Origin of the sequence: Bradyrhizobium sp. JR4.3, assembly GCF_040547695.1 — a bacterium.
Lineage (GTDB): Bacteria > Pseudomonadota > Alphaproteobacteria > Rhizobiales > Xanthobacteraceae > Bradyrhizobium > Bradyrhizobium canariense.
The window spans coordinates 20702-46687 of the sequence record NZ_JBEPQF010000003.1; the positions used below are offsets into that span (position 1 = coordinate 20702).

Annotated in this window: 26 protein-coding genes; 13 read left to right on the forward strand and 13 right to left on the reverse strand. The window is 64.1% G+C overall.

Annotated features, from left to right (window positions below; translation table 11 throughout):
- Positions 1-58: 58 nt before the first annotated feature.
- The gene (locus tag ABIB91_RS05990) at positions 59-1447 is read left to right on the forward strand and encodes a LysM peptidoglycan-binding domain-containing M23 family metallopeptidase (RefSeq protein ID WP_007590672.1); all 1389 of its coding nucleotides are present in this window, start codon (positions 59-61) and stop codon (positions 1445-1447) included.
- A 155-nt stretch (positions 1448-1602) separates the two neighbouring features.
- Here ABIB91_RS05990 and ABIB91_RS05995 read toward each other — a convergent pair whose 3' ends face one another.
- Positions 1603-2631 (reverse strand): ATP-binding protein, encoded by a 1029-nt coding sequence (locus tag ABIB91_RS05995; protein ID WP_354160932.1) that lies wholly within the window; start codon positions 2629-2631, stop codon positions 1603-1605.
- A 180-nt stretch (positions 2632-2811) separates the two neighbouring features.
- On the opposite strand from ABIB91_RS05995, the gene yajC reads away from it, so the two are divergent.
- From yajC to ABIB91_RS06025, 6 genes are read left to right on the forward strand one after another with little or no spacing between them, the layout of a single operon-like run.
- Entirely contained in the window at positions 2812-3177 is a 366-nt protein-coding gene (gene yajC, locus ABIB91_RS06000; RefSeq protein ID WP_007590674.1) for a preprotein translocase subunit YajC, read from the forward strand.
- Positions 3178-3236: 59 nt separating this feature from the next.
- Positions 3237-4841 carry a protein translocase subunit SecD gene (gene secD / locus ABIB91_RS06005; RefSeq protein ID WP_007590675.1) on the forward strand — a complete coding sequence of 535 codons (1605 nt, stop codon included), beginning with the start codon at positions 3237-3239 and terminating at the stop codon, positions 4839-4841.
- A 16-nt stretch (positions 4842-4857) separates the two neighbouring features.
- Positions 4858-5883, forward strand: a complete 1026-nt coding sequence (gene secF, locus ABIB91_RS06010) for a protein translocase subunit SecF (protein WP_354160929.1) — start codon at positions 4858-4860, stop codon at positions 5881-5883.
- Between the two features lie 60 nt (positions 5884-5943).
- The gene (locus tag ABIB91_RS06015; RefSeq protein ID WP_007590678.1) at positions 5944-6327 is read left to right on the forward strand and encodes an Mth938-like domain-containing protein; all 384 of its coding nucleotides are present in this window, start codon (positions 5944-5946) and stop codon (positions 6325-6327) included.
- Complete coding sequence (locus ABIB91_RS06020) at positions 6324-7187, forward strand: phytoene/squalene synthase family protein (RefSeq protein ID WP_354160927.1); 864 nt, start codon at positions 6324-6326, stop codon at positions 7185-7187. The genes ABIB91_RS06015 and ABIB91_RS06020 overlap by 4 nt, the downstream gene beginning before the upstream one ends.
- Positions 7188-7232: 45 nt before the next feature.
- Positions 7233-8477: a threonine ammonia-lyase gene (locus tag ABIB91_RS06025; protein ID WP_354160925.1), complete on the forward strand. Its 1245-nt coding sequence runs from the start codon at positions 7233-7235 to the stop codon at positions 8475-8477.
- 17 nt (positions 8478-8494) lie between these two features.
- On the opposite strand, the gene ABIB91_RS06030 is transcribed toward ABIB91_RS06025, so the two are convergent.
- From ABIB91_RS06030 to ABIB91_RS06065, 8 genes are all read right to left on the reverse strand, one after another.
- Positions 8495-9673 carry an aminotransferase class V-fold PLP-dependent enzyme gene (locus tag ABIB91_RS06030; RefSeq protein WP_354160924.1) on the reverse strand — a complete coding sequence of 393 codons (1179 nt, stop codon included), beginning with the start codon at positions 9671-9673 and terminating at the stop codon, positions 8495-8497.
- Between the two features lie 29 nt (positions 9674-9702).
- Positions 9703-10116, reverse strand: a complete 414-nt coding sequence (locus ABIB91_RS06035; RefSeq protein ID WP_007590685.1) for a GFA family protein — start codon at positions 10114-10116, stop codon at positions 9703-9705.
- A gap of 92 nt (positions 10117-10208) precedes the next feature.
- A complete protein-coding gene (locus ABIB91_RS06040; protein ID WP_354128849.1) occupies positions 10209-10766 on the reverse strand; it encodes a CAP domain-containing protein in 558 nt (185 codons plus the stop codon).
- A 104-nt stretch (positions 10767-10870) separates the two neighbouring features.
- Positions 10871-11965 (reverse strand): serine/threonine protein kinase, encoded by a 1095-nt coding sequence (locus ABIB91_RS06045; RefSeq protein ID WP_354160921.1) that lies wholly within the window; start codon positions 11963-11965, stop codon positions 10871-10873.
- A 7-nt stretch (positions 11966-11972) separates the two neighbouring features.
- Positions 11973-13400: a methylenetetrahydrofolate--tRNA-(uracil(54)-C(5))-methyltransferase (FADH(2)-oxidizing) TrmFO gene (trmFO, locus tag ABIB91_RS06050; RefSeq protein WP_354160919.1), complete on the reverse strand. Its 1428-nt coding sequence runs from the start codon at positions 13398-13400 to the stop codon at positions 11973-11975.
- Positions 13401-13525: 125 nt separating this feature from the next.
- The gene (locus ABIB91_RS06055; protein WP_007590701.1) at positions 13526-13678 is read right to left on the reverse strand and encodes a DUF1127 domain-containing protein; all 153 of its coding nucleotides are present in this window, start codon (positions 13676-13678) and stop codon (positions 13526-13528) included.
- Positions 13679-14149: 471 nt separating this feature from the next.
- Positions 14150-14974 (reverse strand): lytic murein transglycosylase, encoded by an 825-nt coding sequence (locus ABIB91_RS06060; RefSeq protein ID WP_354128846.1) that lies wholly within the window; start codon positions 14972-14974, stop codon positions 14150-14152.
- Positions 14975-15104: 130 nt separating this feature from the next.
- The gene (locus ABIB91_RS06065) at positions 15105-16013 is read right to left on the reverse strand and encodes a DUF2189 domain-containing protein (RefSeq protein WP_219685498.1); all 909 of its coding nucleotides are present in this window, start codon (positions 16011-16013) and stop codon (positions 15105-15107) included.
- Between the two features lie 333 nt (positions 16014-16346).
- On the opposite strand from ABIB91_RS06065, the gene ABIB91_RS06070 reads away from it, so the two are divergent.
- On the forward strand, positions 16347-16736 hold the full coding sequence (locus ABIB91_RS06070) for a DUF3597 domain-containing protein (protein ID WP_007590704.1): 390 nt from the start codon (positions 16347-16349) through the stop codon (positions 16734-16736).
- 53 nt (positions 16737-16789) lie between these two features.
- Here the strand turns inward: ABIB91_RS06070 and ABIB91_RS06075 are convergent, their stop codons facing one another.
- Positions 16790-17065, reverse strand: coding sequence for a GNAT family N-acetyltransferase (locus tag ABIB91_RS06075; protein ID WP_354160915.1), 276 nt, complete (start codon positions 17063-17065; stop codon positions 16790-16792).
- A gap of 103 nt (positions 17066-17168) precedes the next feature.
- On the opposite strand from ABIB91_RS06075, the gene ABIB91_RS06080 reads away from it, so the two are divergent.
- Positions 17169-17384 carry a tetratricopeptide repeat protein gene (locus ABIB91_RS06080; protein ID WP_354160913.1) on the forward strand — a complete coding sequence of 72 codons (216 nt, stop codon included), beginning with the start codon at positions 17169-17171 and terminating at the stop codon, positions 17382-17384.
- A 63-nt stretch (positions 17385-17447) separates the two neighbouring features.
- On the opposite strand, the gene ABIB91_RS06085 is transcribed toward ABIB91_RS06080, so the two are convergent.
- Positions 17448-17804: a hypothetical protein gene (locus tag ABIB91_RS06085; protein ID WP_007590711.1), complete on the reverse strand. Its 357-nt coding sequence runs from the start codon at positions 17802-17804 to the stop codon at positions 17448-17450.
- Between the two features lie 179 nt (positions 17805-17983).
- Between ABIB91_RS06085 and ABIB91_RS06090 the strand changes: the two genes are divergently transcribed.
- Entirely contained in the window at positions 17984-19591 is a 1608-nt protein-coding gene (locus ABIB91_RS06090; protein WP_354160911.1) for an acyl-CoA synthetase, read from the forward strand.
- A gap of 9 nt (positions 19592-19600) precedes the next feature.
- Positions 19601-20461 carry a PCC domain-containing protein gene (locus tag ABIB91_RS06095; RefSeq protein ID WP_354160909.1) on the forward strand — a complete coding sequence of 287 codons (861 nt, stop codon included), beginning with the start codon at positions 19601-19603 and terminating at the stop codon, positions 20459-20461.
- Positions 20462-20476: 15 nt separating this feature from the next.
- Here ABIB91_RS06095 and ABIB91_RS06100 read toward each other — a convergent pair whose 3' ends face one another.
- On the reverse strand, positions 20477-22549 hold the full coding sequence (locus ABIB91_RS06100; RefSeq protein ID WP_354160908.1) for a DUF1217 domain-containing protein: 2073 nt from the start codon (positions 22547-22549) through the stop codon (positions 20477-20479).
- Between the two features lie 1158 nt (positions 22550-23707).
- On the opposite strand from ABIB91_RS06100, the gene ABIB91_RS06105 reads away from it, so the two are divergent.
- Positions 23708-24289, forward strand: coding sequence for an SRPBCC family protein (locus ABIB91_RS06105; protein ID WP_354160906.1), 582 nt, complete (start codon positions 23708-23710; stop codon positions 24287-24289).
- 2 nt (positions 24290-24291) lie between these two features.
- Positions 24292-25245: a YVTN family beta-propeller repeat protein gene (locus ABIB91_RS06110; RefSeq protein WP_354160904.1), complete on the forward strand. Its 954-nt coding sequence runs from the start codon at positions 24292-24294 to the stop codon at positions 25243-25245.
- Between the two features lie 48 nt (positions 25246-25293).
- On the opposite strand, the gene ABIB91_RS06115 is transcribed toward ABIB91_RS06110, so the two are convergent.
- Positions 25294-25968, reverse strand: coding sequence for an HAD-IA family hydrolase (locus ABIB91_RS06115; protein WP_354160903.1), 675 nt, complete (start codon positions 25966-25968; stop codon positions 25294-25296).
- Positions 25969-25986 lie beyond the last annotated feature (18 nt).

Here is a 25986-nt window from a genome sequence, read left to right on the forward strand (position 1 = left end):
ATTTACTCGGCGCGTGTTTACTTAAAACACCAGTTCTGTTGCGTACGAGTGAGTAACCATGTCCGTTGCCGCCGAGTTGCTTTACTCGCGCCGTGTGCCGCAGGTCGCGGTGCTGGCGCTGATCTCCTTCAGCTTCGCAGGATGCAGCGCCGACATGTCGTCGCGCATGTCCCAGTCGAACTTCTCCAATCCCTTCGCGCAGGAATCGACCGGTTCGGTGCAACAGGCACCGCCGCCCCAGCGTGAGCTGCCGCAATATTCGCGGCCGCAGACGCAGTCGGGTTATTATCAGTCGCAGCCTTTGCCGCCGGCCGTGTCCGCGCCGCAATCCTACCCCGTTGCGGCAGGCGGCGTGTCCGGAGGTGGTCGCGGTGTCGGCTCCTACGCACCCCCGGCGCAGCCGCATCTGGAGACCACGGCCACCGTGCCGCCGCGTTCGGTCGCAGCCGCCCAGCCGGTCGGTGGAACCAAAATCATCGTCGGCACCAGCGATACGCTCGACCTGCTTGCCAAACGCTATCGCGTTACGCCGCAGGCGATTCTCGCCGCCAACGGCTATAAGGGGCCGCGCGCGCTCTCGCCCGGCCAGCAACTGATCATTCCGCACCAGGCTACGGCCGCTGCGCCCGCGCCGCTCATGGCTCCCGTTGCCGCTGCCCCCGCGATGGCGCCTGCTGCGAAGCCGGTTGCAGCCGTTGCCGCGCCGTCAAGCACGCACTTCGTGAACCACGGCGACACGCTCGCCAGCATTGCCCGCAAGAACCATATCTCGGCGGCTGAACTGGCCCGCGCCAATGGGCTCGATCCCTCTGCGAAACTGAAGCTCGGCACCAGGCTGGCCGTGCCCGGCGCCAAGACCGCCGCCGTCGCAGCACCGCTTGCCGCGGCTCCGGTTGGAGCCGCTCCCGTCGCCGGAACGCTGCAACCCGTTGCGGCCGCGCCTGCGCCCGCCACCAAGATGGCGGCCGTCGCGCCGGTGCAAAGCGCGCGCCTGGCCCAGGCCACTGCCAATGTCGAAGAGAAGACCGCTGAAGCTCCGGCGAAAGCTGCGGAGACTACCAGCGCGCTGCCGACTTTCCGCTGGCCGGTGCGCGGCAAGGTGGTCACGAGCTACGGCGCCAAGACCAATGGCAAGTCCAACGACGGCATCAATCTCGCGGTGCCCGAGGGTACGCCGGTCAAGGCGGCTGAAGACGGAGTCGTTGCCTATTCCGGCAACGAGCTGAAAGGTTATGGCAATCTCGTCCTGGTTCGGCACTCCAACGGCTACGTCACTGCATATGCCCATGCGAGTGAGCTGATGGTGAAGCGCGGCGATACCATCAAGCGCGGCCAGGTCATTGCCAAGTCGGGTCAATCCGGGGAGGTGGCGTCGCCGCAGCTCCACTTCGAGATCCGCAAGGGATCGAGCCCGGTTGACCCGCTTCAATTCCTGAACGGGGCGTGAGGCCAGCGTTGCCTCGGCACGAAAGCTGTCGTCGCACGGCTTGACCGGGCGACCCAGTACGCCGCAACGTCTCGATCGATCAAAACTGTCTCTGGAATACTGGATTCCCCGCTTGCGCGGGGAACGACAGGTGTGAGTGCGGCTCTTAGCTCCCGCTACGTCGCCGTCAGCTTGACGCCGAGCCGTCCCGCAAGCTCCTGCACGAACTGCCAGGCGACGCGGCCGGAGCGCGAGCCGCGCGTCGTCGACCATTCAAGGGCCTCGCGCTCCAGCGCGTCATCGTCGACCTTGACGCCGAAATGGCTGCAATAGCCCCGCACCATCGCGAGATATTCGTCCTGGCTGCAGCGGTGGAAGCCGAGCCAGAGACCGAAGCGATCCGACAGCGAGACCTTCTCCTCGACGGCTTCGCCGGGATTGATCGCGGTCGAGCGCTCGTTCTCGATCATCTCGCGCGCCAGCAGATGGCGGCGGTTCGAGGTGGCGTAGAGGATGACGTTCTCCGGCCGACCTTCGATGCCGCCTTCGAGCACCGCCTTGAGCGATTTGTAGGACGCATCATTGCCGTCGAAGGAGAGATCGTCGCAGAACACGATGAAGCGGAAGGATGAGGCGCGAAGCTGCTCCATGAGCGCGGGCAGGCTCTCGATGTCCTCGCGATGGATCTCGATCAGCTTCAGTCTGTCGGCCGGTTTGCGCTCCGCGTTGATGCTGGCATGCGCCGCCTTCACCAGCGACGACTTGCCCATGCCGCGCGCGCCCCAGAGCAGTGCGTTGTTGGCGGGCAGTCCGTTGGCGAAACGCTCCGTGTTCTCCATCAGGATGTCGCGCATCCGGTCGACGCCCTTGAGCAGGAACAATTCGACGCGGCTGACCCGCGGCACCGCGGCAAGACGGCCGTCCGGGTGCCAGACGAAAGCATCCGCCTGCTTGAACGACTCGCGTTCGACGGCGGGCTTGCCTTGAGCGGAGAGGTGCGCCGCAATCGTCTCCAGCGCGCGAACGATGCGCTCCTGGGAGACGCTTTGGTTGGCCTTGGAAGTCGCCTTGGAAATCGTCTTGAAAGTCGCTTTGGAAGCAGCTTTGAGGGCTGCCTTGGGACGTTTTGCCGCGACGCGGGCTGGCTTCGCGGCAGGGGTGCGGGGGCCTTTGCGGGCCGGGCTTTTGCTTGGTTTTTGGGGCATGTCCGAAGTTCCTGAGAATGCAGCCTTATCGGGCCTGAGCGCGCGCCGCAAGGTGGCTAAAAGGGCGGTCTGGCAGCGTTGCAATTGGGGCAATGGCCGCTATAGTCCGCGCGAATTTGACCGAACCGGTCGCCATTTGGGCCTGACCGGTTTTCCCCCGTTCTCACGAGGATCGTCCGAATGTTGATTACCCCTGCGTATGCCCAGGCTGCGGGCGCCGGCGACACCAGCGGCATGCTGATGTCGCTGCTGCCATTCGCCCTGATCTTCGTGATCATGTACTTCCTGATTCTGCGTCCGCAGCAGAAGAAGGTCCGTGACCACGCTGACCTCGTAAAGAACATCCGCCGCGGCGACACCGTCGTGACCTCGGGCGGTCTCGTCGGCAAGGTCACCAAGGTCGTCGACGACGACCAGATCGAGTTCGAGATCGCCGATGGCGTGCGCGTGCGGCAGATGCGCTCGATGGTCTCCGGCGTGCGCGCCAAGGGCGAGCCGGCCAAGGAATCCAAGGAAAGCGCCAAGGACGACGCCGCGGCGAAGTGAGTGCTTCCGCGAGTCTCTCAAGTCTTCCTGCAAGTCTCCTGATCTGACAGGTCCAGTCGATGTTGTATTTCACGCGGTGGAAGGCGCTCGGGATCATCCTGACGGCGCTGATCGTGTGCCTCTGCGCGGTCCCGAACTTCTTCCCCGAAGCGCAGGTCAAGACCTGGCCCGCCTGGGCGCAGCGGCGGCTGGTGTTGGGTCTCGACTTGCAGGGCGGCTCCTCTCTGCAGCTCGAGGTCGATTCCAACTATGTAAAGAAGGAAAAGCTCGACCAGATCCGCGACGACGTCCGTCGCGTGCTGCGCGAGGCCAAGATCGGGTTCACCGGCGGCGTCACCGTGCGCAACGACGCGGTCGAGGTTCGCATCACCAAGGACACCGACGCGCAGCCGGCGCTCGCCAAGTTGCGCGAGCTTGCGCAGCCGATTGGCGGCCTGATGGGGTCCAGCGGTCAGCGCGACCTTGAGGTCGCCGATGCTGGTGGCGGATTGATCCGCCTCAGTATTCCAGAGGCCGCGATGCTCGACCGCATGCGCAAGACCATCGAGCAGTCGATTCAGATCGTTGAGAAGCGCGTCAACGAGCTCGGCACTGTCGAGCCCATCATCCAGCGTCAGGGTAACGACCGCATCCTGGTGCAGGTGCCGGGCTTGCAGGATCCCACCCATTTGAAGGAACTGTTGGGCAAGACCGCGAAAATGGAATTTCGCATGGTCGATCCCTCGGTGCCGCCGGACCAGGCGCAGCAGGGCCGGATTCCACCGGATTCCGAACTGCTGCCGGCGGCCACGCCGCCGCCGCCCAACTATGTGGTCAAGAAGCAGGTGCTGGTTGCTGGCGGCGACCTGACCAACGCCCAGGCGACCTTTGACCAGCGTACCAACGAGCCGGTCGTTAGCTTCACGTTCAATACCTCTGGAGCGCGCAAGTTTGCGCAGGCCACGCAGGAGAATGTCGGGGTGCCCTTCGCGATCATCCTCGATGGCAAGGTGATCTCGGCGCCGGTCATTCGCGAGCCGATCACCGGCGGCCAGGGCCAGATCTCCGGCAGTTTCACCGTGCAGTCGGCCAACGACCTCGCGATTCTACTGCGCGCCGGCGCCCTGCCTGCGCCGCTCACGGTGGTCGAGGAACGCACCGTCGGTCCGGGTCTCGGCCAGGACTCGATCGAGAAGGGCGAGCTTGCGGCTTACGTCGGCTCGATCCTGGTCGTTATCTTCATGCTCTTGACCTACCGGCTGTTCGGGGTGTTCGCCAACATCGCGGTGGCCATCAACGTCGCAATGATCTTCGGCCTGTTGTCGCTGCTCAGTGCCACGCTGACGCTTCCCGGCATCGCCGGCATCGTGCTCACCGTCGGCATCGCGGTGGACTCAAACGTGCTGATATATGAGCGCATCCGCGAGGAGTTGCGCGGCGGGAGAAGCCCGATCTCGGCGATCGATGCAGGCTTCAAGCGGGCGCTTGCGACCATTCTCGATTCCAATATCACGACCTTCATTGCCGCTGCCGTGCTGTTCATGATCGGCACCGGACCGGTGCGCGGCTTCGCAGTGACGTTGGGCATCGGAATCATCACCACGGTCTTCACCGCCTTCACCATGACCCGCCTGATCGTCGCATGGTGGGTGCAGTGGACGCGGCCGAAAACTGTGCCGATTTGATCATTCGAGGCCGGCTGTGACCACTACTCAACTCGTTCTCATTTCTCTCGGCGTCCTGATTGCCGTGCTGACCGTGGTCAGCGTGCTTGGCCTCCTGCCGTCGCTGCGCATCGTGCCAGACGAGACGCATTTCGACTTCACGCGCTTCCGCCGTATCAGCTTCCCGATCTCGGCGGCGCTGTCGATCGTCGCCATCACGCTGTTCTTTACCCATGGCCTGAACTTCGGCATCGACTTCAAGGGCGGCACCTTGATGGAGGTGAGGGCCAAGTCGGGCTCCGCCGATCTTGCGCAGATGCGCACGACCCTTGGCAGCCTGGGACTCGGCGAAATCCAGCTGCAGCAATTCGGTGGCCCCGCTGACGTGCTGCTTCGCGTTGCCGAGCAGCCGGGCGGCGACAAGGCGCAGCAGGCAGCCGTGGACAAGGTCCGCACTGCGCTCGGCGAGTCCGTGGAGTATCGCCGCGTCGAGGTGGTGGGGCCGCGTGTCTCCGGCGAACTGCTGAGTTGGGGCATGCTCGGCCTGATGCTCGCGATCGTCTCGATCCTGGTCTACCTCTGGTTCCGCTTCGAGTGGCAGTTCGCGCTCGGCGCCATGATCGCCAACGTGCACGACATCGTGCTGACAATCGGGTTCATGTCGATCAGTCAGGTCGATTTCGACCTGACCAGCATCGCGGCGCTTCTGACGATTTTGGGCTATTCGCTCAACGACACCGTTGTCATCTACGACCGTATCCGTGAGATGCTGCGGCGCTACAAGAAGATGCCGATGCCGCAGCTCCTCAACGAATCGATCAACTCGACGCTGTCGCGCTCGATCATCACCCACTTCACCGTGACGTTGGCGCTGCTGGCTCTGCTGCTGTTCGGCGGCCATGCCATCCACAGCTTCACCGCGGTCATGATGTTCGGCGTGGTGCTGGTCGGCACTTATACCTCGATCTTCATTGCAGCCCCGATCCTGATCTATCTCGGCGTCGGCGAGCATCGCGAAGATGCGGTCGATAAGGCTACGCCGGCGAAGAAAAGCAAGGCATGATCCGAACCGCATGCCCTCGCAGGAGTTTGCGAGGGCAGTAAGCTCATTCGGACGAAGCTCATGGCCGGCGATCCCAACGCACCGCATTTCCCCCGCTCGGCGCCGATCGAAGCCTATGGCAAGGGCGGCTTTGCCTTTGCCGGCATGTCGCATCGGGGATCGCTGCTTTGCCTGCCCGACGCGATCTGGGCCTGGGACATAACCGACCCCGCGAAGATCGACCGCTATTCGCTGGATCGAGTCTTCAAGTCCGCCAACAGCATCGACACGCTCCTGATCGGCACCGGAACCGGGGTCTGGCTGCCGCCGGCGGAACTGCGCCAGGCGCTTAAAGCGGCGAGGGTGGTTCTGGACACGATGCAGACCGGTCCCGCCGTGCGTACCTACAACATCATGATCGGCGAACGGCGGCGCGTGGCGGCCGCGCTGATCGCCGTGCCATGAGTGGCTCCGCGCCGCCGCCGGATTCTGCCGCGTTCTGTGCTGACCTCGTGCGCAGCCACGACTTTGCTCGCTATGCCGCGACCCTGTTCGCGCCCGCTGCCGAGCGCCGCGCGCTGCTGGCGCTCTATGCTTTCAATGTCGAGATCGTCCGCGTCCGTGACCAGGTAAGCCAGCCCTTGCCTGGTGAAATCCGCCTGCAATGGTGGACCGACATGCTGTCGGGCCAAGTCCATGGCAGCGCCGAGGGCAATCCGGTGGCGGCGGAGCTGCTCCGCGCAATCCGTGATTTCGACCTGCCGGTCGAACCGCTGTCGCTGCTCGTCGACGAGCATCAATTCGATCTCTACAACGACCCAATGCCGACCATGACGGCTCTCGAAGGCTATCTGGCCGCGACCTGTTCGGCGTTGTTTACTCTTGCGGCGCGGATCATGGCGTCACCCCTGGACCCAGCCGAGCATCTCGCGCGGCATGCGGGGTTGGCTCAAGGCATCGCGCAAGTCATCACGAACTTGCCGCGTGATGCGGCGCACCGGCAATTGTTCCTGCCGCAGCAAGTTCTGGCAAGCCACGATTGCAACATGGAGGACGTGTTCGCCGGCAAGGAGACGCCGAATTTGCGCGCCGTCCTGGACCAGCTCGTGGGCGAGGCCGGGCAGCATTTGACCACGGCCTTGTCGCTGTTGCCCGAGGTGCCGGTGTCGGCTCGGCCAGCGTTTCTGCCGCTGAGCCAGGTAAGGGCCGACCTCAAGCGCCTGTCGCAACCCGGGCGCAATCCATTTGCGCCGCAACCGTCATCGCGGCTGCGTACGCTGTGGACGCTTTGGCGGGCTTCACGTTCGCGGGAATTTACCAAATAGCGGTTGGCTTATCGCCGGAGCCGGGCAAATGCTCTATGCTGTCCTATGGCTGAGTTGTCCCAAACCATATCTTCCGATCTGGGCGGCCTTCCGGTCGCACCTGATGACATCCATGCCGCCGCCGAGACGATCCGCGGCGCCGTCGTCGAGACGCCCTGTAGCTACAGTCGTACGCTGAGCAATATCTGCGGCTGCGATATCTGGCTGAAATTCGAGAACCTCCAGTTCACGTCCTCGTTCAAGGAGCGCGGCGCGCTCAACCGCCTCACGGCGCTGACGCCGGAGGAGCGCGTGCGGGGCGTCGTCGCGATGTCGGCGGGCAACCACGCGCAGGGCGTCGCCTATCACGCCAAGCGGCTCGGCATTCCCGCCACCATCGTCATGCCGGTCGGCACGCCCATGGTGAAGGTCGAGAACACCAGGCATCACGGTGCCGAGGTGGTGGTGACGGGCGCCACGCTGGAGGAGGCGGCCGCGTATGCGCGCAGCCACGGCGAAGCGCGCGGCATGATCTTCGTCCATCCCTATGACGATCCGCTTGTCATCGCGGGGCAGGGAACGGTCGGGCTGGAAATACTCAAGGCCGTGCCGGAGCTCGATACGCTGGTCGTCCCGATCGGCGGCGGTGGCCTGATCAGCGGGATCGCGATTGCCGCGAAATCGATCAAGCCGTCGCTGCGGATCCTCGGCGTCGAGGCCTGGCTCTACCCCTCGATGTACAACGCCATCCACGACGGCAATCTGCCGGCACGTGGCGACACGCTCGCCGAAGGCATCGCGGTGAAAACGCCGGGCAAGATCACAACCGAAATCGTCCGCCGCCTCGTCGACGACATTGCGCTGGTCAACGAAGCCGAACTCGAGCGCGCGGTCGCGACCCTGATCTCGATCGAGAAGACGGTCGTGGAAGGCGCCGGTGCCGCCGGCCTCGCCGCGCTGATGTCCGACCCGTCCCGTTTCGCCGGCCAGAAGGTCGGGCTGGTGCTGAGCGGCGGCAATATTGATACACGGCTGATCGCATCGGTCCTGACCCGCGAGTTGGCGCGCGAGGGGCGGCTCACCCAATTGTCGCTCGACATCCCCGACAGGCCCGGCCAACTGGCTGCTGTCGCGGCACTGCTGGCGGAGGCCGGCGCCAATATCATCGAGGTCTCGCACCAGCGCACCTTCTCGGATCTTCCGGCCAAGGCGACGTTGCTGCAATTGGTGATCGAGACCCGCGACAGCGCCCATCTCGACGAGGTCATGGCGAAGCTTGGCGCATCCGGATTGAGTGCGCGCTGTACCTGAGCTGTGCGCGCCCGCCGCTATCGCGGCGTCAAACCCGCCAAATGGGCGATCAGCCGATCGATCTCGGCTTCCGTATTGTAGTAGTGGGGGGAGGCGCGCACCACCGGCGGCAGCGAGCGAATTTCGGCATCGATGCGCGTGCTCGACGGATCTGAGGCGCCGATCGTGATGCTGGCTGCGGCCGCGCCGCTGACGACCGCCTCCGCCTCGTAGCCGTCCACCGTGAAGCTGACGATGGCTCCCGGAGTGCGTCCGAGGTCGCGAATTCTGATGCCGCGAATGGACGCAAGGCTGCCCCTCAGGCGGTCCGCCAGCATGCGGCACCGCTGCTCGATCGGGCCGATCCCGATGTCCAGGGCATAATCGACAGCCGCGCCGAGCCCAAGCCGGGCTGCGTAGTTGTTCTCCCAGGTCTCGAAACGGCGCGCATCGTCACGCAGCCGATAAGCGTCCCGGGAGACCCAGGGTGCGGCGTAGTGGTCGATCATCGGCGGTTCGAGCCGCTGCAGCATCGCCCGGCGGACGTACAGGAAGCCAGTGCCGCGCGGGCCGCGGAGGAATTTACGGCCCGTCGCCGACAGCATGTCACAGCCGATGGCCTCGACGTCGACCACCATCTGTCCGACCGCCTGGCAGGCGTCGAGCAGATAGGGGATGCCGTGCGCCCGCGCGATCTTGCCGACGGCTGCTGCGGGATTGACCAGTCCGCCATTGGTCGGAACCCAGGTGATCGCAATCAGCTTCACGCGCTCGTCGATCATGCGTTCGAGCGCGTCGACGTCGAGTTCGCCGTTGGCATCACTCGGCACGATGTCGATCGCGGCGCCTGTTCGCTTGGCGACCTGAAGAAAAGCGACATAGTTGGCCGCGTACTCCGCCTCGGCGGTCAGGATCCAGTCGCCCTTGCTAAATGGAAGCGCGTAGAAAGCCATCTGCCAGGCAACCGTCGCGTTCTCCATGAGGGCGATCTCATCAGGTGCGGCATTCAGCAGGCGGGCCACAGAGCTGTAGACTGAATCAAGCCGGCGCGACTCCCGATCGGCTGCCGCATAGCCTCCGATCTCGCACTCCAGATCGATATGCTGCTTCATGGCTTCGACGACAGCAACGGGCATGAGAGCAGCTCCCGCGTTGTGCAGGTACGCCAGCCGGGAGGTGGCTGGCGTGTCGGCACGTATTCGCTCGATGTTGATCAACTAAATCTCCGGCTCGGACTATCGTCGCGTCAGTGCGGCATTTCCTCGAACTGCGGCAGGTTGAGCGGCATGTTCCACGACATGCGACGCTTGGTGAACATCTCGAGCTTCGGTGCCACGAGGTCGGGCCGGTCGAGGCTGCCCAACTGGACGAAGACCGTCTTGGGGAAGCTATCGAGATTAGTGGTAAAGACCCGCGAACCGCATTCCGGGCAGAAATTGCGATCCAGGCCTTTGCCGGAATTGGCGATGTAGTGAAACGCCTTCGGCTTGCCGCAGAGAAGCGTGAAATCGTCCTCGGGTACCGCGAAGAAGGTCGCCATCTCGCCGCCCGAAGCGCGCTTGCAGTCGTTGCAATGACAATTGGCGATGAAGGACGGATCGGTGCTGAATTCGAACTTGATGGCGCCACAGGCGCATTGAGCGGTGTACTTCTTGGCCATTGATCGCCTCAGGTTGGTTGAGGATAGCGGCGCGATCATAATGGCCGGTCGGAGAAGCGCGCGCAACAATGCTTCCGGCGCGGCGTCACGCCTCAGATGCAGAGGCCGAGCAGCTTGATGTGGCAGCCGCCGGATTTCGGCTTGCTTGCAGGAACGGCTTCGCGTTTCACGGCAACGAGGGGCTCTCCGTCTTTCTTGCCTTTGCCTTTGCCCTTCGGCTCGTAGTCGCCGGCGATCACCATTGCCCAATAGGTGCGCTTGCCGCTGGCGTTTTTCGCGCTCGCGATCCCGACGCGGGAAGCGTTGTGCAGCAGCAGGTTCTTGCGGTGTCCGGACGAGTCGATCCACTGCCCCAGAGTCTTCTCGAAATTGTCGTAGCCGTAGGCAATATTCTCGGCGGCGCGGCCTGCGCCGGCAGGTGCGACCCGGCGGTTGAACGGACCGAGGGCGTCGTGACTGAGGTCGTCCTTTGTCGCCATCGCGTGCGCCTGGTCCATGGCGATGCGGTCGAGGGTCGAATCGCGGACGACGCGGACCTCGCCATGCTTGAGGCGGAAGCTGGAGATCAGTTCGGCGGGAGACTCGGCCATTACGGGCGTGGTGGCGAGCAGCAGAAGGCCGGCGATCAGGCCGCCTACCACACGATGCATCACCGTCCCCCGAGTGCCCATGACCCCGCCAAGTCCCCCACCAAGCTCGAATTATCGGATCGCTTCTCTATCGCCAATGTGGACGCTTCAAGGCGTGATCCACGCTAGCCCGCCGGCAGGTCGGCCTCGAAATTGAAGCGGTCGCGCAAGTTCTTGCGCTGCTCCAGGATGTCCTTGAGGAAAGCACGGTCCTGGTCGTTCTTCATCATCGGCTCGATCAGGTCGAGCTGGTTCATGGCGACCAGTTGCAGGATCTCCGTGCGCGGCTTGCCGTCGGCGTTGCGTGGCAGTGCGTGCACGACCTGGATGTGTTCCGGGGGCTTCGGCCCCTTGGCGGCGGTGAGTTCGTTCCGCAATTGGCCTTCGAGCGCGGCCTGATCGGCTTCGACGAAGGCATAGAGGCCGACACCGGAGCGGCGGTCGGCAAACGCGACGATGGCGGTGTCGCGCACGGCGGGGTTCTTGCGGATCAATTCCGCCAGCACCGGCGCGTCGTTGACGAGCCTTCGGCCGCCGCCTTCACGGTCGGTGAAGTTGAACAGGCCGCGCGTGATTGCCCGATAGACCTTCTTGCCGGTGGCGAGCCACAGGCTGGCGGCGAACGACTTCTTCGCCAGGATCTTGCGCTCGCGCGGCGTCAGCGCCTCGGGCGCGTAGGATCGCTTGTGCTTGAGCAGATGCCGGAGATCTTCATACGCCAGGATCCGGTAAAGCCGGCCGCGACGGTCGAAGCAGGCCGCGAGCTGGAAGTCGGTCACATAGGCGCGACCGTCGCGGCCGACCAGCCAGTTCTGTTCCTTGGCAAGATCGTTGTGGCAGATGCCGGCGCGGCGCAGCCGTCGCAGCGCGGCCTTCGCCGAGCGAAAATAAGCGAGGTCGCCATGCGGTTTCGCCAGATGCAGTGCGACACCATCGACGAAGCTGCGCACCAGCGCGCGGCGTCCGGCCCACAGCAGCTCCGGGCCGACATCGAGTCCCTTGGCGAGTGCCAGCGCATGCGTCTCGCGGGCGAACAGATGGCGCGCCAAAAGGAATGACCACCACGGCACCTCGTCGAGGCGGCGCAGCACCGCGTCGACCTCGCCGTCATCGTCGCGGAATCGGCCGCGCTCGACGGTCGAGAACACGTCGCGCTTGAGCAGCACGCCCTCGGTCCAGCGCGCCGAGAGTGTTGCGGCGTCGTCTTTGGGAAGGTTCATCGAAAACTCACGCCGCGGCGGCAATGCGCAGGTGATCGGCGATCCAGCGATCGAGATCGGCGAGCGCCAGCGCGCTCATCGCCTGCTTTTTGGCCACCGTCTTCTCGTTGCCGCGCAGTCGGCTTCCGTCCGGCTTCCTCGTCGGTACACTGGCGAGCGGTGGGAATAGGCCGAAATTGATGTTCATCGGCTGGAACGAGCGCGTGCCGGGCTCGACGGTCTCGATATGGCCGCCGGTGATGTGGCCGAGCAGGGATCCGAGTGCCGTCGTAGCAGGCGGACCCGCAAGCGTCTCGCCGCGCACCTCCGCTGCCGCATAGAGGCCGGCAATCAGTCCGACGCTGGCGGATTCCACATAGCCCTCGCAGCCCGTCATCTGGCCGGCAAAGCGCAGCCGCGGCTGCGCGCGCAGGCGCAACTGGCCGTCGAGCAGCTTTGGCGAGTTGAGAAAGGTGTTGCGATGCAGGCCGCCGAGGCGGGCAAATTCGGCCTTCTCCAGCCCCGGAATGGTGCGGAAGATACGTTGCTGTTCGCCATATTTCAGCTTCGTCTGGAAGCCGACGATGTTGTAGAGCGTGCCGAGCTTGTTGTCCTGGCGCAGCTGCACGATCGCGTAGGCCTTGGTGCTGGGATCGTGCGGATTGGTGAGGCCGACCGGCTTCATCGGCCCGTGGCGCAGGGTCTCGGGGCCGCGTTCCGCCATGACCTCGATCGGCAGGCAGCCATCGAAATAGGGAGTGTTGGTCTCCCATTCCTTGAACTCAGTCTTCTCGCCGGCGACCAGCGCTGCGACGAAGCCGTCATACTGTTCCTTGGTCATCGGGCAGTTGATGTAGTCGGCGCCGGTGCCGCCGGGACCGACCTTGTCGTAGCGCGACTGGAACCAGGCCACCGACATGTCGATGGATTCGCGGTGCACGATCGGCGCGATCGCGTCGAAGAAGGCGAGGGCGTTCTCGTCGGTCAACTCGCGGATCGCATCCGCCAGCGGCGCCGAAGTGAGGGGGCCGGTCGCAACGATGACGTTGCTCCAATCGGCCGGCGGCAGGCCTGCGACCTCGCCGCGGGCGATCTCGATCAGGGGATGATCGTTCAGCGCCTTGGTGACGGCCGCTGAGAAGCCGTCGCGGTCCACCGCCAGCGCGCCGCCGGCGGGCACCTGGTTGGCGTCGGCTGCGCGCATGATCAGCGAATCGAGGCGGCGCATCTCGGCATGCAGCAGGCCGACGGCGTTGTTGGCGGCATCGTCCGAGCGGAACGAATTGGAGCAGACGAGCTCGGCAAGCCCGTCGGTGCGATGTGCCTCGGTCATGCGGGTCGGCCGCATCTCGTGCAGCACCACGGGCACGCCGGATTTGGCCACCTGCCAGGCGGCTTCGGAGCCGGCAAGGCCTGCGCCGATGACGTGCACGGTATTTGATTGGGGTCCTGTCATGGGGCGGACAGGTAGCGCTTTTCGGCGGTCAGTGGAATCGCCGAGATCGAGTTTTCTGCCTCCGGATGCGACAACGCCCGCACAAGGCGGGCGCTATCGGTTCGTCCGGTTAGGGCTGAACGATATCAGCCCTGATACTGACCGGCGGCAACGCGCGGGATGTCCGAGCGATCGAGGCCGATATCGGCCAGTTCGCGATCGCTAAGCTGGGACAGCTCGGCAACATTGCGCTGATAGTCCCGGAAAGCCTGGATCATGCGGATGAGCGAGAGCAGCATTGGTAGTCTCCTGTAGTTCGATTCAGCTCTTGCCCGAGCCTCATCGTTGAAATGAATATAAGTGAGAGTGGTGCAGTGCGAAAGTTCCGATGTTGCGATGCAGCTAAGCGCTGGGTGCATGGCATTGGTAACGGTCGATTAACCCAGGAGCACTCCCGCCCAAAGGGTAGGCGGAACGGGAAAAAGAGTGCTGAAAATGCCCGTGAATTCACGGTTTACTGCAGATGAGGCGGTTCCACTCAGGGCCAAATAGGTTGCTTCGCGCTCGTCCACAAGTTGATCGAATAGCTTCTATACCCAAGTCTCGCATGCGCGAATCGCATGATGATCGGGTATCAATAGTGAACTTAGATTCATTAACTGGCGCGCAAGTGCACTTTTGCCAGCCTTGGCCAGCAGTGCGATTGGAACCTGGCGGATCGACATCACGCGAGCGCTGGTGCAGTGCACACACGCCGAACCGTGGGGCTTCTAAGGGGCGCGCGCGAGCTGGGTGGCGAAATAAGCGACAGTCTTCGAGTAGACCTCGCTCTTGTTCCACTGCTGTAGCACCGCGAAATTCGGACTGCCCGGCTGCCAATCCTTACCCTTTTGCCAGCCATAACCGGCGAGATAGTTCGCGGTGGAGGCGAGCACGTCGGGGGCGTTGTGCAGGAGATCGCGCTTGCCATTGCCGTCGAAATCGACAGCGTATTTCATCCATGACGACGGCATGAACTGGGTCTGTCCGAGCTCGCCGGCCCAGGCGCCTTTCATGTCGGCCGGTGCGAGGTCACCGCGCTGGACGATGCGGAGCGCATCCAACAGCTCGGCGCGAAACTGCTCGGCGCGGCGGCAGTCATAAGCCAGCGTCGCCAGCGAGCGGATGGTCGCGAACTTGCCGGTATTGACGCCGAAATCGGTCTCGAGACCCCAGATCGCAACCAGCACCTCGCCAGGCACGCCGTAAGTCTGCTCGATCCGCGACAACACCGAGCCGTATTGCTTCATCATGTTGGAGCCGCGCGTCAGGCGCGGCGGCACCATGCGGCCGGAAAACTCCTCGAAGGTCTGGCTGAAGACCTTCTGCGAGCGATCGCGGTTGAGCACGTTCTGATCGAGCGTCACACCGGCGAGCCCGGCGGAAATGGCCTGTTGCGAGACGCCTTTGGCCGCGGCGTCCGTTTTGAAGTCTGCAAGCCACGCGTCGAAATTGCCCGAACCGCAGGCAACAGCGGCGAGCGCTGGCTGGGCGGATAGGATGGACGCGGTGAGGGCTAAGGCTGCGAGGGCGAGACGAGAAATCGTCGGGGTCATTCGAGCAAATAAATTCCGTGAAGTGATCTGAACGGCGGGTGCAATCTCGATGGAAACCGCGGCCAAAGCAAGGCGTATGACTGTGCGCGATCCTGCCCGCGCCGGAGCAGGATCGCATGTCACGATATCGTCAGCCGTCGGTCCGATTGCGCCAGGGGAATAGGTTGGCGGGGAAGTCGGCGGCCGGCTTGCGTGGACGATGCGGCGGAGGCGGCACCGGACGCGCGCCCGGATCGGCTGCGATTACCTTGCGATAGAGATGCCAGGTGGCATGGCCGAGCACGGGGACCACCACGGCAAGGCCGAGGAAGGCGGGAATCGTGCCCAGCGCCAGCAGGACGGCCACGATCAGGCCCCAGGCCGCCATCGGCACCGGGTTCTTCGCGACAACGCGCAGCGACGTCACCATTGCCTCGAACGCGCCGGCATGGCGGTCGAGCATCAGCGGGAACGACACGGCGCTGATGCAGAGCGCGGCAAGGGCGAACAGGAAGCCGGTGCCGCAGCCGACCACGATCAGCCACCAGCCTTGCCGGCTCGTGAGCACGCGCGTCAGAAAATCCGAGATCCCGGATGCGCCTTCATAGCCGAAAGCGGCAACGTAGATCGCCTGCGCGGTCGCAACCCAGGTCACGAACAGGGCCAGCAGCAGCGCGCCGAGACCGAGCATCGCGCCGAAGGAGGGCGAACGCAGCACCTCCATGGCATCCCAGGCGCTGGCCTCCTCATGGCGCTCGCGCCGGCTGGAGAGCTCGTAGAGACCGAGAGCAGCGAACGGGCCGATCAGCGCGAAGCCAGCGGCCAGCGGAAATAACAACGGCAGCACTGAATAGCCCATCACCACGCGGGCAAGCACGAGGCCCAGCACAGGATAGATCACGCAGAGGATGATGGCGTGGCTCGGCACCGCCTTGAAATCGTCCCAGCCGCGCTTGAGCGCATCGTGCAGATCGGAGAGTTGGATGGTTCGGATCACCGGTCCAGCCGCTTCTGCGGTCTGGGCCAAGGTGGGGACATTGCCCTGGTAGAGTGTGGCCATGGTCGCTAGCTCCCTTGCCATGCAGCCGCATCTGGCGCCAGCAAACGGCGCAAGCGGCCGCTATTCTGAGTTTCACGATCCCCAACCAGACGCGAATTCCGGATGGCATCGCGAACTGAACGTCAAGCCTACGCCCATTTGCGAGTCCTGTCCCTCACGCTTGGGTGAGATTCGATGCCGCAGCGCAACCCCGATGATGTCGTTCGGTCGTCATTTCGCCGCAGATAAGCTGATGCTGCGTGCTGGTCCGCGGAACTTTGCGGGCGCAACGACGCAACTTGGTCTATAAGTGCCACTCAAGGCCCTCCAGCGGGTCCTTTTCGGGGAGCAGACATGAGCATTTTCGGGAAAATTATGGGCGCGATCTTCGGTAGCCAGCCAGCTTCCGCCGCGCCCGCAGGCAGCGCACCGTCGGGCAGCGCGCCCGCAGGGGCCGCGCCGGGCGGATCGGCGCCCGCGGCGACGGTGGACGTTGCCTCGATCGTCGACGCGGCGGCCGCCGCGCACAAGGGCGAGAAGCTGGAATGGCGCACCTCGATCGTCGACCTCATGAAGGCGCTCGACATCGATTCGAGCCTCGCCGCGCGCAAGGACCTCGCCAAGGAGCTTGGCTACAGCGGCGACACCAACGATTCCGCGACCATGAACGTCTGGCTGCACAAGCAGGTGATGTCCAAGCTCGCCGCCAATGGCGGCAAGCTGCCGCCGGAGATCAAGCACTGACCGGTCGCCCGGTCGTAACCCAAGGGCCCGCGATCGCGCGGGCCCTTTTGCATTCAGGCGACGAGATCCGCATCTTCCGGATGCCTGTCGAGATAGTCGACGACGAATCCGCAACCGGCGATCACCTTCTTGCCGTCGCGGCGGATCAATCCCAGCGCGCCCTTGACCAGCTCGGAGCCGATGCCGCGGCCGCGTAGCGCGCGCGGCGTCTCGGTGTGGGTGATGATCACCGCCGACGGCGTCAGCCGGTAATTGGCGAAGGCGATTTCGCTGCCGACATCGAGCTCGAAGCGGCTTTTGTCCTTGTTGTCCCGTACCGATGGCGCCATGCAAAATCCTTCCGACCTGCTGCTTGCCTCTGATCTAGGCGCCTGAACCGGCCCTTGCCAAGGTGCGACCAAGAGGGATTGCCGCAGGGGAGATATCCGGAAAATGCGTGTCCCGCTCAGCCTCATCGTGCCATCGCCGAACGACCAAGCCATCAAGCTCGATCCGCGCCGACTATGGCGAGGCGGTCCGTGTTGCGCCGACCGACGCGCGCGGCTCGGCGACAAACAGGGCGCGATTGCCGATTTCAGGAAGGCGCTGGAATTGAAGCCGGGCCTGCCGACCGCACAGGAGTCATTGCGGAAGCTCGGGGCGTTGTAGCTCCCGGTCGCTTCTCGCGACGACGGGGCCGGACTTCCACCAGGTCCTGATCGTCCGGATGTTTCAATCGGTCGCCTTGGCGAGCCTGGAATCCTCGGACTGCGCCTGCGGGCGCAGGCATCCCTGGCAGATGACGAGGGAACGGTTGACCCTGGCGTCCTGTTCCGCCTCGATGCCGTCCTGCGCCTGCCACCATTCCTTCGAGTAGGGCTTAAGCCCGGCTTGCGAGCTGTTGCGCTCGGATCGGGCCGTGCGTGCTGGTCCTGAGGGAGCGCGCGGGTGATTGGGATTTTCGCCAGCGCCGTCCCAGGCATAGCGCGCAGGCGTGAAGGCGGGACCGGAGGCGAGGTGCGCTTGTGGGCCCACGGCACATCCGGCAAGCGCCAACGACAACAGGAGGAGGGCGGGCGCTTTGACCATGATGCGGCACTCTGTACGCGAGAACTGAGCGAGGTTGCGCCGATCATGTTTAAAATTTCCTGAACGGTGGGATGGGCTGCGCTGCGCCCGGCAGCCTTGCAGGGGTCGTGGCGATGGCGATAAATGGGCTGCAATGAGCGGGCGGCTTGCGTGCCGTCCGCCGCCGAAGAGGAAGCCCGATGCAGCCCCTGCGCATGTCCCGCCGCGTCATGAATCTCGCTCACATGCTGACCCAGAATGCGCGGCGGCATAGGGCGCGTCCCGGTTTCGTCTGGGGTGACAGATCCTGGACCTGGCGGGAGATCGACGCGCAGGTCTCGGCGCTGGCGGCGGCGCTCGCGGCGCAGGGCATCGCCAAGGGCGACCGCGTCCTCGTCCATTCCAAGAACGGCGACGAGATGTTCTTCTCGATGTTCGCGGCGTTCCGGCTCGGCGCGGTCTGGGTACCCACCAATTTCCGACTGATGCCGGACGAGGTGACTTATCTTGCGCAGGCCTCCGGCGCGAAGGCGTTTCTGTGCCACGTCGATTTTCCTGAACACGCCGCGGCCGTGAGCGGTGGCGCGCTGGAATTCACCTGGAGCATCGACGGTCGGGCGCCATTTGCCGAGACGTCGGTTGCGGATGCCGTCGCGTCGCGCGCTGGCAGCGTGGTCGAGAACGTCGCGGTCGAGCACGACGATCCCTGCTGGTTCTTCTTCACGTCGGGGACCACCGGCCGCTCCAAGGCTGCGGTGCTCACCCACGGGCAGATGGGTTTTGTCGTCACCAACCATCTCGCCGATCTCACGCCCGGCGTCACCGAAGCGGATGCTTCGCTGGTGGTGGCGCCGCTGTCGCATGGCGCCGGCGTGCATCAGCTGGTTCAGACCGCGCGCGGCGTGTGCACCGTGCTGCTGCCGACGGAGAAATTCGACATCGACGAGGCGTTCCGCCTGATCGAGGCGCATCGGGTAAGCAATCTCTTCGTGGTGCCGACCATTCTGAAGATGATGGTCGAGCATCCCGCCGCCGACAAATACGATCATTCTTCGCTGCGCCAGGTGATCTATGCGGGTGCGCCGATGTATCGCGAGGACCAGAAGGCTGCGCTGAGGAAGCTCGGCAAGGTCATCGTGCAGTATTTCGGTCTCGGCGAGGTGACCGGCAACATCACCGTGCTGCCGGCGGCGCTGCATGATCCCGAGGACGGGCCGCACGCGAAGATCGGCACCTGTGGCTTCGAGCGTACCGGCATGCAGGTCTCGATCCAGGACGACGAGGGCCGCGAACTCGGCGCCAACCAGAGCGGGGAGATCTGCGTGATCGGCCCCGCCGTGCTTGCCGGCTACTACGACAACCCCGATGCCAATGCGAAGGCGTTCCGCAACGGCTGGTTCCGCACTGGCGATCTCGGTCACATGGACGAGGAGGGGTTCGTCTACATCACCGGACGAGCCTCCGACATGTACATCTCCGGCGGCTCCAACATCTATCCACGGGAGATCGAGGAGAAAATCCTGACCCATCCTTGCGTCGGCGAGGTCGCGGTGCTCGGTGTGCCCGATGCGACCTGGGGCGAGGTCGGCGTTGCCGTCTGCGTCGCCCGCGAAGGCGCAAAGCCGGTGAGCGAAGCGGAGATGGCGGCATTCCTCAGCCCCAAGGTGCCGCGCTACAAGATGCCGAAGCGGTTCTTCTTCTGGGAGGCCTTGCCGAAATCCGGCTACGGCAAGATTCCCAAACGGATGGTTCGCGACGAGCTCGAGGCGCGCGGGCTGCTCGATCTCGACAAGACGCGGGCGGGCTGAGCGAAAGTCATGCGCAGCATCAAGCAGCCCGGCGCGCCGGTCGCCGAACGCATCCAATGGGTGGAGGCGAGGGGACGCGCTTTCTCCTTCACGCTTCGAGCAGGTCTGCCGCTGTTGGAGGCGGCGCGCCGCGGTTTTGCCGCGGAGGGATTCGCCGGCGGCGTGCTCAGCTTCGGGCGCGGCGCGCTCGGGCCGTTCGCCTATGTCATGCCGGCGCTGTCGAAGACCAGCGAGAACGCCGCGTTCTATAGCGACACTTTCCGGCCGGGCGGCGTGACGCGCACCAGGCTCGGCAGCATGACGCTGGGCACGCGCGATGGCGCGCCGTTCTTTCATTGCCATGGGCTGTGGACGGAGCCCGATGGCCGCGACAGTGGCGGCCACATGCTGCCGGACGAGACTGACGTCGCCGAGCCGTTCGAGGTCGAGGCCTTCGGCATCGATGGTGCGATGTTTGCCGCCGAGCCCGATCCCGAGACCAACTTCAAGCTGTTCGGGCCGGTGCCGGCTGCGAGCACCGGCGCACGCACGACCAGCCGCGCTTTCGCGCTGCGGCTGCGCCCCAATCAGGATTTCGCCTTCTGTCTCGAAGACTTCTGCCGCGCGCAAGGCATCGCGCGCGCCAGGATCCACGGCGGCGTCGGCTCGACCATCGGCGCCCGCTTCAGCCATGGCGGCGTGACCGAGCCCTTCGCGACCGAGCTTGCGGTCACCGGCGGCACGATTGCGGCCGGCTCCTCCGGCGCGCTCGAAGCCGCACTCGACGTCGCCTTGATCGACTACACCGGCGGCATGGCGGAGGGCCGTCTGGTCCGTGGCGACAATCCCGTGCTCATGACCATGGAGCTGGTGCTCGAGGTGTTGGACTAGTCCCGGCGGCGATCGTCAGTGAGTGCGTAGCTTGGCAATGGCCAGGTATGTGGAGTCACTGATCCCCGAACCGGATCCCTGAAAGAGGTTGAGCAGGGGGGATTGACCCTGACCGGTGCTCTGGCTGTTTCTGATGTCATACATGGCGGAGAAACGGTTCAGCAGCTTTGTAACCTTCGCGGGATCGGACAGGTCCTTGATCTTCATGAATCTGTCCACGAACTTGGCCTGCTGGTCGATCGGCATCGCCGCCATCGAGTCAGGCAGATCGAAGGTGGTCCTGAACACCTCCGAAAGAGCCTTGTCGGCAAGGATGTCGTACGCAGATGTGATGTCCCCCGCCTTTCGCTGGAAATAGAGCGCCAGGCGCACGCCGGGATTCGCATCGCCTTGCTGCTGCTCCAGGCTTTGCTCGACATAGTTCGCTTGTGTTTCCCGAAACTGATCCCGCTTCTGCGGACCCATCATCGGAAGACGCGCGACGTTGCCTTGACTGTCGAAATTGAACGACGCCGCGATTTCGGCAAAGCGAGGATCGCTCTCGGTGTTCGCGAAGCTCTTTGGATCGTTCAGATTGGAGCTGAAGATCTTCTTGAGAAATTCGGTGCTGACCTTCCTGGGATCCAGACCCTTGGCCAGGAGAATGAAATCGACCATCGGCCTGTTTGCGAGAAGATCGGAAACACTGTCGATGCCGGCGATGGCCTGCTGATATTCCGACGCATCCTTCGTGGCCTGGGCCCGAACTGCGGCCTGCTGCTGGGGCGTTGCCGTGCTGGCGCTCTTCACCGCTCCAATGACGTAGTCCTTCGCGATCTGGAGGACTTCAGCCGAGTCCTGAGCCACCAAGGGGGTGGTCAGATTGCCCTTTGCGTCGAAGTTGAAGGCGCGGGCCAGCTCCAGATATCGATTGTCCTTGAGGGTATAGACGTAGCTTTTGGGGTCGTTGATGTCGCTTTCGAGCACGGCCTTGACAGTCGCCGGCGACACGTTTGCGGGATCGAGGCCGACGGCTCCCAGCGCAAAATCATAAACGCCCGGTGTCGATACGAACGCCTGGACTGAATTGATCTTGAGGATGGCGGTTCTGAATTGCCTGATTGCAAAGGCTTCGTTCAATGGGCTTGCCGCCGAATAGACGGCGGACTTGCTGTCGTCGAACCTCTGTTTCGTGATCGTGACATTTGCGGCAGTCTGCGCCGACACGCCTGACGGAAGCGACCCGTCGGAGGAAAACTCGAACGCACCAGCCAGGTCGACGAACCCGCCGATCGATCCTATCTGGTCGCTGAGGCTGGAAATGCTGCTCGCATATGACTCCAAATGATGCTTTTCGACCAGGATCTGGACGTTCAACTGGGTCACATTCGCGCCCGGTTGCGATAATTGGGCGGTGTAGTCGGCGATCCTCGAATTGGCCGCGGTGACATCCGATCGGGCTTGAGCAAGGTCGGCGTTGAGGCCACTCAACTGAGAGGCGAAAGTGGTGTTGACGTAGCTGTTGGGATCGGATGGATCGCTGCGCAAGACCTGGCTTATCGTGTCACGCGACCACTTGCTTTGATCGATCCCGTACGCCGAATAGACGTAGTTGCGAAGACGCTCGTTGTTCAGGAGCTGGTCTGAACTGCTGATGTTGCCGATTTCGGCACTGTAATAATTCGAGTCGCCGGCAAGTGCATCGACCTGGCTCTTCCTGGTCGCCGTGTACAGACCGATCATCTCGTCGGTCTGGTTCTCCGATTGCGCAACCGGCGTTGCACTGCCATTGAAGGAAAATGCCGCGGCGAACTCGCGGTAGCGCTTGTCGACCAGCTTGTTGACAAAGCTGTTTGCGTCGGAGAGATCGCTCTCCAGCACCTTTTTCATGAAGGCCTTGGCGTAGGCCATGTCTTCCAGGCCATACGCCTTCGTTGCATAATGATAAAGGCGATAGTCTTTCATGAAGTCGTCGACGGACTTCACCTTGCCGATGTGGGCTTTGTAATAGGCGGCCTCTCGCGCCACGTCCTGCTGCTGTTCGACCCGCGTCAGGGACTGTTTGAGATTGCGCGTGATGTAGCTGTAGCTGAAATAGGTTGATACCATCGCGCACTCCTCGCGGCTCTTGCGGTCCCGGACGTCCGTCAATCATTGCGGGGTCGTGAGGTCGGGCTGGCCTCATGCCGGCAAACTGTCTGAGCTGCGTCTTCCCAGGACGATTCCGTTTGACAAGCTGAGGTTACAATTTGCGTCCGATGCTGCATGACGAGTTTTGTTGCCGTTTGTTTCTGTCTGTTTCCCAGATGCAGCTTTCGCGAGGCTTTCGTGCTTGGCATGTTGCGGTCGCCAGCGCGCCAGATAAAGTTCCACGCTCGTGTCCCGGACAAGCTGCAACGCGTAAGCGTTGCGGCGTAGAGCGGGGACCCAGAAGCCGTGCATTTGCCGCTGCGTGGGCCCCGGCTCTGCGGCGCACCGCCGAAGGGGCGTTGCGCCGCGTCCGGGGCACGCGCCCAAAATCCATCTTCGTATTTCAATCCACAGAGTCCGCGCACCTTCGCCTTCTCGCGGCCTGTGCGGCCCGAGCTTTGCGGTATTCTTAGCCCCCAAAAATGCCGAGGGCGCAGGAAAGGCCGGGTGCCGGCTGGCACCCACGGTCCACTGTGCGAAGGTTGCGCTACAAGAGGCTGCACAGCGGCATACAGGTGAAGCCCAACACACGGCCTTCCCTGCGCAGTGGTTTTACGGCTTATGTCGTGATCTCCCCGGGGAGCGATGCACTATTGCCCCCGTCGCCTTGCGGATGGCTGATGCGGATGCCCGGTCGGGCCGCCCACATCACCACAAGACTTGACGCACAGACCCCGGGCGTCAGGACCACACGATTTTGCCGTACGCGGATCACACCGGTCGTGTGCGCGACGCCTTCGTTCACGGTTGCCCGCCCTGCGAAGCCTTCGCGCCGGTGTGGCCCACGTCCACCACGTCCCATCCCGCGTTCGTGACGATCGCGATCCGCCCCTCGGCCGGGTTGGGATGGCTTTCTATACGATAATCCGAAATACGGATAAAGAGAAATATTTTTGCCGATCGTGGTTGACCCGCTTATTGGGTGTTTTGCCCGCCGGGCAGCAAGGGGTTGTGGGGCGCGCGGACGCCTGCCGCAACGTGGCCACGAACGGGTCTCCCCTCGGCCGCAAAATGCGCTACCATGATCCCAGCGCGCATCAAGTCGCGCATGATCAATGAGACGCATGAGGAAACGAGATGAGGGTGACGATTGGACGCCGCACGGTCTTGGGCGTAGTACTGACCGCTGCGGGCGCGGCAGCTTTGACGGCGGCGTTTGGCCCGGCTTCGACATCGGCCTGGGCCCACGGGCCGACCCGGCAGAAGGTCCGCGAATCCATCGAGATCAACGCCGCCCCGGCCAAGGTGTGGACCGCAATGGGCAATTTCCAGGACATGAGCTGGCTGCCGCCTGTTACCAAGACCGAGGGCGAGAAGGGCAACGAGATCGGCGCGACGCGGAAGCTGACGCTGACGGGAGGCGCGACCGTCGACGAAGAGCTCTACAAGTTTGACGCCGCCGCGATGAGCTATTCCTACCGGATCACCAATGTGGACGTGAAGGTGCTGCCGGTCACCAATTATTCCTCGACGCTCACCGTCACGCCGAGCGCCGACGGCAAGGCCTCGACCCTGGAATGGGCCGGCGCGTTCTACCGCGGCTTTCCCAACAACGATCCGCCGCCGGAGCTGAGCGACGAGGCGGCTAAGACTGCGGTGAGCGGGCTCTACAAGGCCGGCCTCGAGTCGTTGAAGAAGAAGATCGAGAGCGGAAGCTGACCGTGCGGGCGTTGGTCCTGGCGGCGCTCGCTGCCAGCCTTTACCGTGCCGCTCTCGGCAGCGCGTGCGCCGACGAGGCGTTCGTGACCAACCAGCTCAGCGACGATTTGATGGTGGTGGACCTCGCCACCGCGCGCAGCGTCGCGACCATCCCGATCGGCGGCAAGCCGGCGGGCGTGGCCGTTAGCGCGGACGGGCGCTTTGCCTATGTCACGAGCCCGGACGCCAAGGCCGTGACGGTGGTGGACGCAGCAACGCGGCAGATTGCAGGGCGGATCGAGGTCGGCGGCGGGCCGCTTGGCATTGCCGTCGCGCCGGATGGCCGCACCGTCTATGTCGCGGACTGGTACGCAGCCGCCGTGCGGGTGATCGACGCTGCGAGCCGCAGCGTCACGGCCAGCATCGCGGTCGGCGCCTCGCCGTCGGGGCTCGCAGTGACGCTTGATGGCAAGCTGCTGCTCTCGGCCGACCGCGACGACGACAGCGTCTCGATGGTGGACACCGCGACGCGCCAGCGCAGGGCGACAATCAAGGTCGGCACCCGTCCGTTCGGCGTCACCATCGATGCCGACGGCAGGCGCGCCTACACCGCCAATGTCGGCTCAAACGACGTCTCCGTGATCGACATCGCCGAAGCGCGCGAGATCGGCCGCGTGCCGGTCGGGATGCGTCCCTATGCGGTGGCGCTGACGCAGGGCCGCGGCTTCGTCACCGACCAGTATGGCGGCACCGTCAGCGTGTTCGATCTGGCAACGCTGAAGCCGGTGAAGCGCATCACTGTCGGCGATTATCCCGAAGGCATTGCCGCGACCGCCGACGGCAAGCGTATCGTCGTCGCGTGCTGGGAGAGCAATACGCTCAGCATCATCGACGCGACCGAGATGAAGGTGATCGGTGAGGTCAAGACCGGCGACGGCCCACGCGCGTTCGGGGCATTCTTGCGCAGGACGGAGTAGGCTGCCGTAGCCCGCATGAGCGGAGCGACATGCGGGGCAGGGCTCTCCTCATCCACCGGCGTTCCCGGGTATCGCCTCGCTCATCCGGGCTATTGCACCGGGGCACAGCGTCCATACAATCTCATCCATCTGCTCAAACATGTGATCCGGCGCCAGCGCCCGCAGCGCCGCCGGCGCCGCATAACCCCAGCTCACCGCGCCGCAGGCAATGCCGACAGCCCGCGCCGCCTCGATATCGCGCACCTCGTCGCCGATCGCGATGACCTTGCCCGGCTCCACGCCGGCGCGCCGCATGACGCGGCGGAATTTCGAAGGCTTGCCGAACAGCGAGGCCGCGCAGTCGAAATGCGCGAACAGCGCGGCGGCCTCGCCGAGTTTTTCGCGCGCGTTCGCTTCGCTGTCCGATGTCACCAGCGCGAGCTGCACGCCGTTCTCCGCCAGCGTCCGCAGCATCGCATCGACGCCCGAAAACAGCGAAATCTCGGCGGCCGCCTCAGCCTTCAGCCGCCGCGCATGCCGCGCGATCGCCGGCAGCTTCCACAAGGGCACCTCGAGCCGGCTGAGGATCTCGCGCGACGAAGCATGCCGCAGCCCCTCGACATCCTCATCCGCGACGCGGCGGAAGCCGAAGCGGTCGGCGACGTCGTTGATGGTGCGCAGGAACCACGGAAAGCTGTCAGCCAGCGTGCCGTCGAGATCGAAGATGGCGAGGGAGTAGGGCATGGAGGCGAAGCTACACCG

Bases quoted from the DNA above. Each gene is read 5' to 3' on its own strand.
- ABIB91_RS06035 (WP_007590685.1), bottom strand. From the start codon at position 10,116: ATGGCCAAGAAGTACACCGCTCAATGCGCCTGTGGCGCCATCAAGTTC.
- ABIB91_RS06045 (WP_354160921.1), bottom strand. From the start codon at position 11,965: ATGAACCTTCCCAAAGACGACGCCGCAACACTCTCGGCGCGCTGGACC.
- ABIB91_RS05990 (WP_007590672.1), top strand. From the start codon at position 59: ATGTCCGTTGCCGCCGAGTTGCTTTACTCGCGCCGTGTGCCGCAGGTC.
- ABIB91_RS06020 (WP_354160927.1), top strand. From the start codon at position 6,324: ATGAGTGGCTCCGCGCCGCCGCCGGATTCTGCCGCGTTCTGTGCTGAC.
- ABIB91_RS06070 (WP_007590704.1), top strand. From the start codon at position 16,347: ATGAGCATTTTCGGGAAAATTATGGGCGCGATCTTCGGTAGCCAGCCA.
- ABIB91_RS06055 (WP_007590701.1), bottom strand. From the start codon at position 13,678: ATGCTGCTCTCGCTCATCCGCATGATCCAGGCTTTCCGGGACTATCAG.
- ABIB91_RS06115 (WP_354160903.1), bottom strand. From the start codon at position 25,968: ATGCCCTACTCCCTCGCCATCTTCGATCTCGACGGCACGCTGGCTGAC.
- trmFO (WP_354160919.1), bottom strand. From the start codon at position 13,400: ATGACAGGACCCCAATCAAATACCGTGCACGTCATCGGCGCAGGCCTT.
- yajC (WP_007590674.1), top strand. From the start codon at position 2,812: ATGTTGATTACCCCTGCGTATGCCCAGGCTGCGGGCGCCGGCGACACC.
- ABIB91_RS06095 (WP_354160909.1), top strand. From the start codon at position 19,601: ATGCGCAGCATCAAGCAGCCCGGCGCGCCGGTCGCCGAACGCATCCAA.
- ABIB91_RS06105 (WP_354160906.1), top strand. From the start codon at position 23,708: ATGAGGGTGACGATTGGACGCCGCACGGTCTTGGGCGTAGTACTGACC.
- ABIB91_RS06100 (WP_354160908.1), bottom strand. From the start codon at position 22,549: ATGGTATCAACCTATTTCAGCTACAGCTACATCACGCGCAATCTCAAA.
- ABIB91_RS06060 (WP_354128846.1), bottom strand. From the start codon at position 14,974: ATGACCCCGACGATTTCTCGTCTCGCCCTCGCAGCCTTAGCCCTCACC.
- ABIB91_RS06080 (WP_354160913.1), top strand. From the start codon at position 17,169: ATGCGTGTCCCGCTCAGCCTCATCGTGCCATCGCCGAACGACCAAGCC.
- ABIB91_RS06090 (WP_354160911.1), top strand. From the start codon at position 17,984: ATGCAGCCCCTGCGCATGTCCCGCCGCGTCATGAATCTCGCTCACATG.
- secD (WP_007590675.1), top strand. From the start codon at position 3,237: ATGTTGTATTTCACGCGGTGGAAGGCGCTCGGGATCATCCTGACGGCG.
- ABIB91_RS06040 (WP_354128849.1), bottom strand. From the start codon at position 10,766: ATGCATCGTGTGGTAGGCGGCCTGATCGCCGGCCTTCTGCTGCTCGCC.
- ABIB91_RS06085 (WP_007590711.1), bottom strand. From the start codon at position 17,804: ATGGTCAAAGCGCCCGCCCTCCTCCTGTTGTCGTTGGCGCTTGCCGGA.
- ABIB91_RS06015 (WP_007590678.1), top strand. From the start codon at position 5,944: ATGGCCGGCGATCCCAACGCACCGCATTTCCCCCGCTCGGCGCCGATC.
- ABIB91_RS06065 (WP_219685498.1), bottom strand. From the start codon at position 16,013: ATGGCCACACTCTACCAGGGCAATGTCCCCACCTTGGCCCAGACCGCA.
- ABIB91_RS06075 (WP_354160915.1), bottom strand. From the start codon at position 17,065: ATGGCGCCATCGGTACGGGACAACAAGGACAAAAGCCGCTTCGAGCTC.
- ABIB91_RS06025 (WP_354160925.1), top strand. From the start codon at position 7,233: ATGGCTGAGTTGTCCCAAACCATATCTTCCGATCTGGGCGGCCTTCCG.
- ABIB91_RS05995 (WP_354160932.1), bottom strand. From the start codon at position 2,631: ATGCCCCAAAAACCAAGCAAAAGCCCGGCCCGCAAAGGCCCCCGCACC.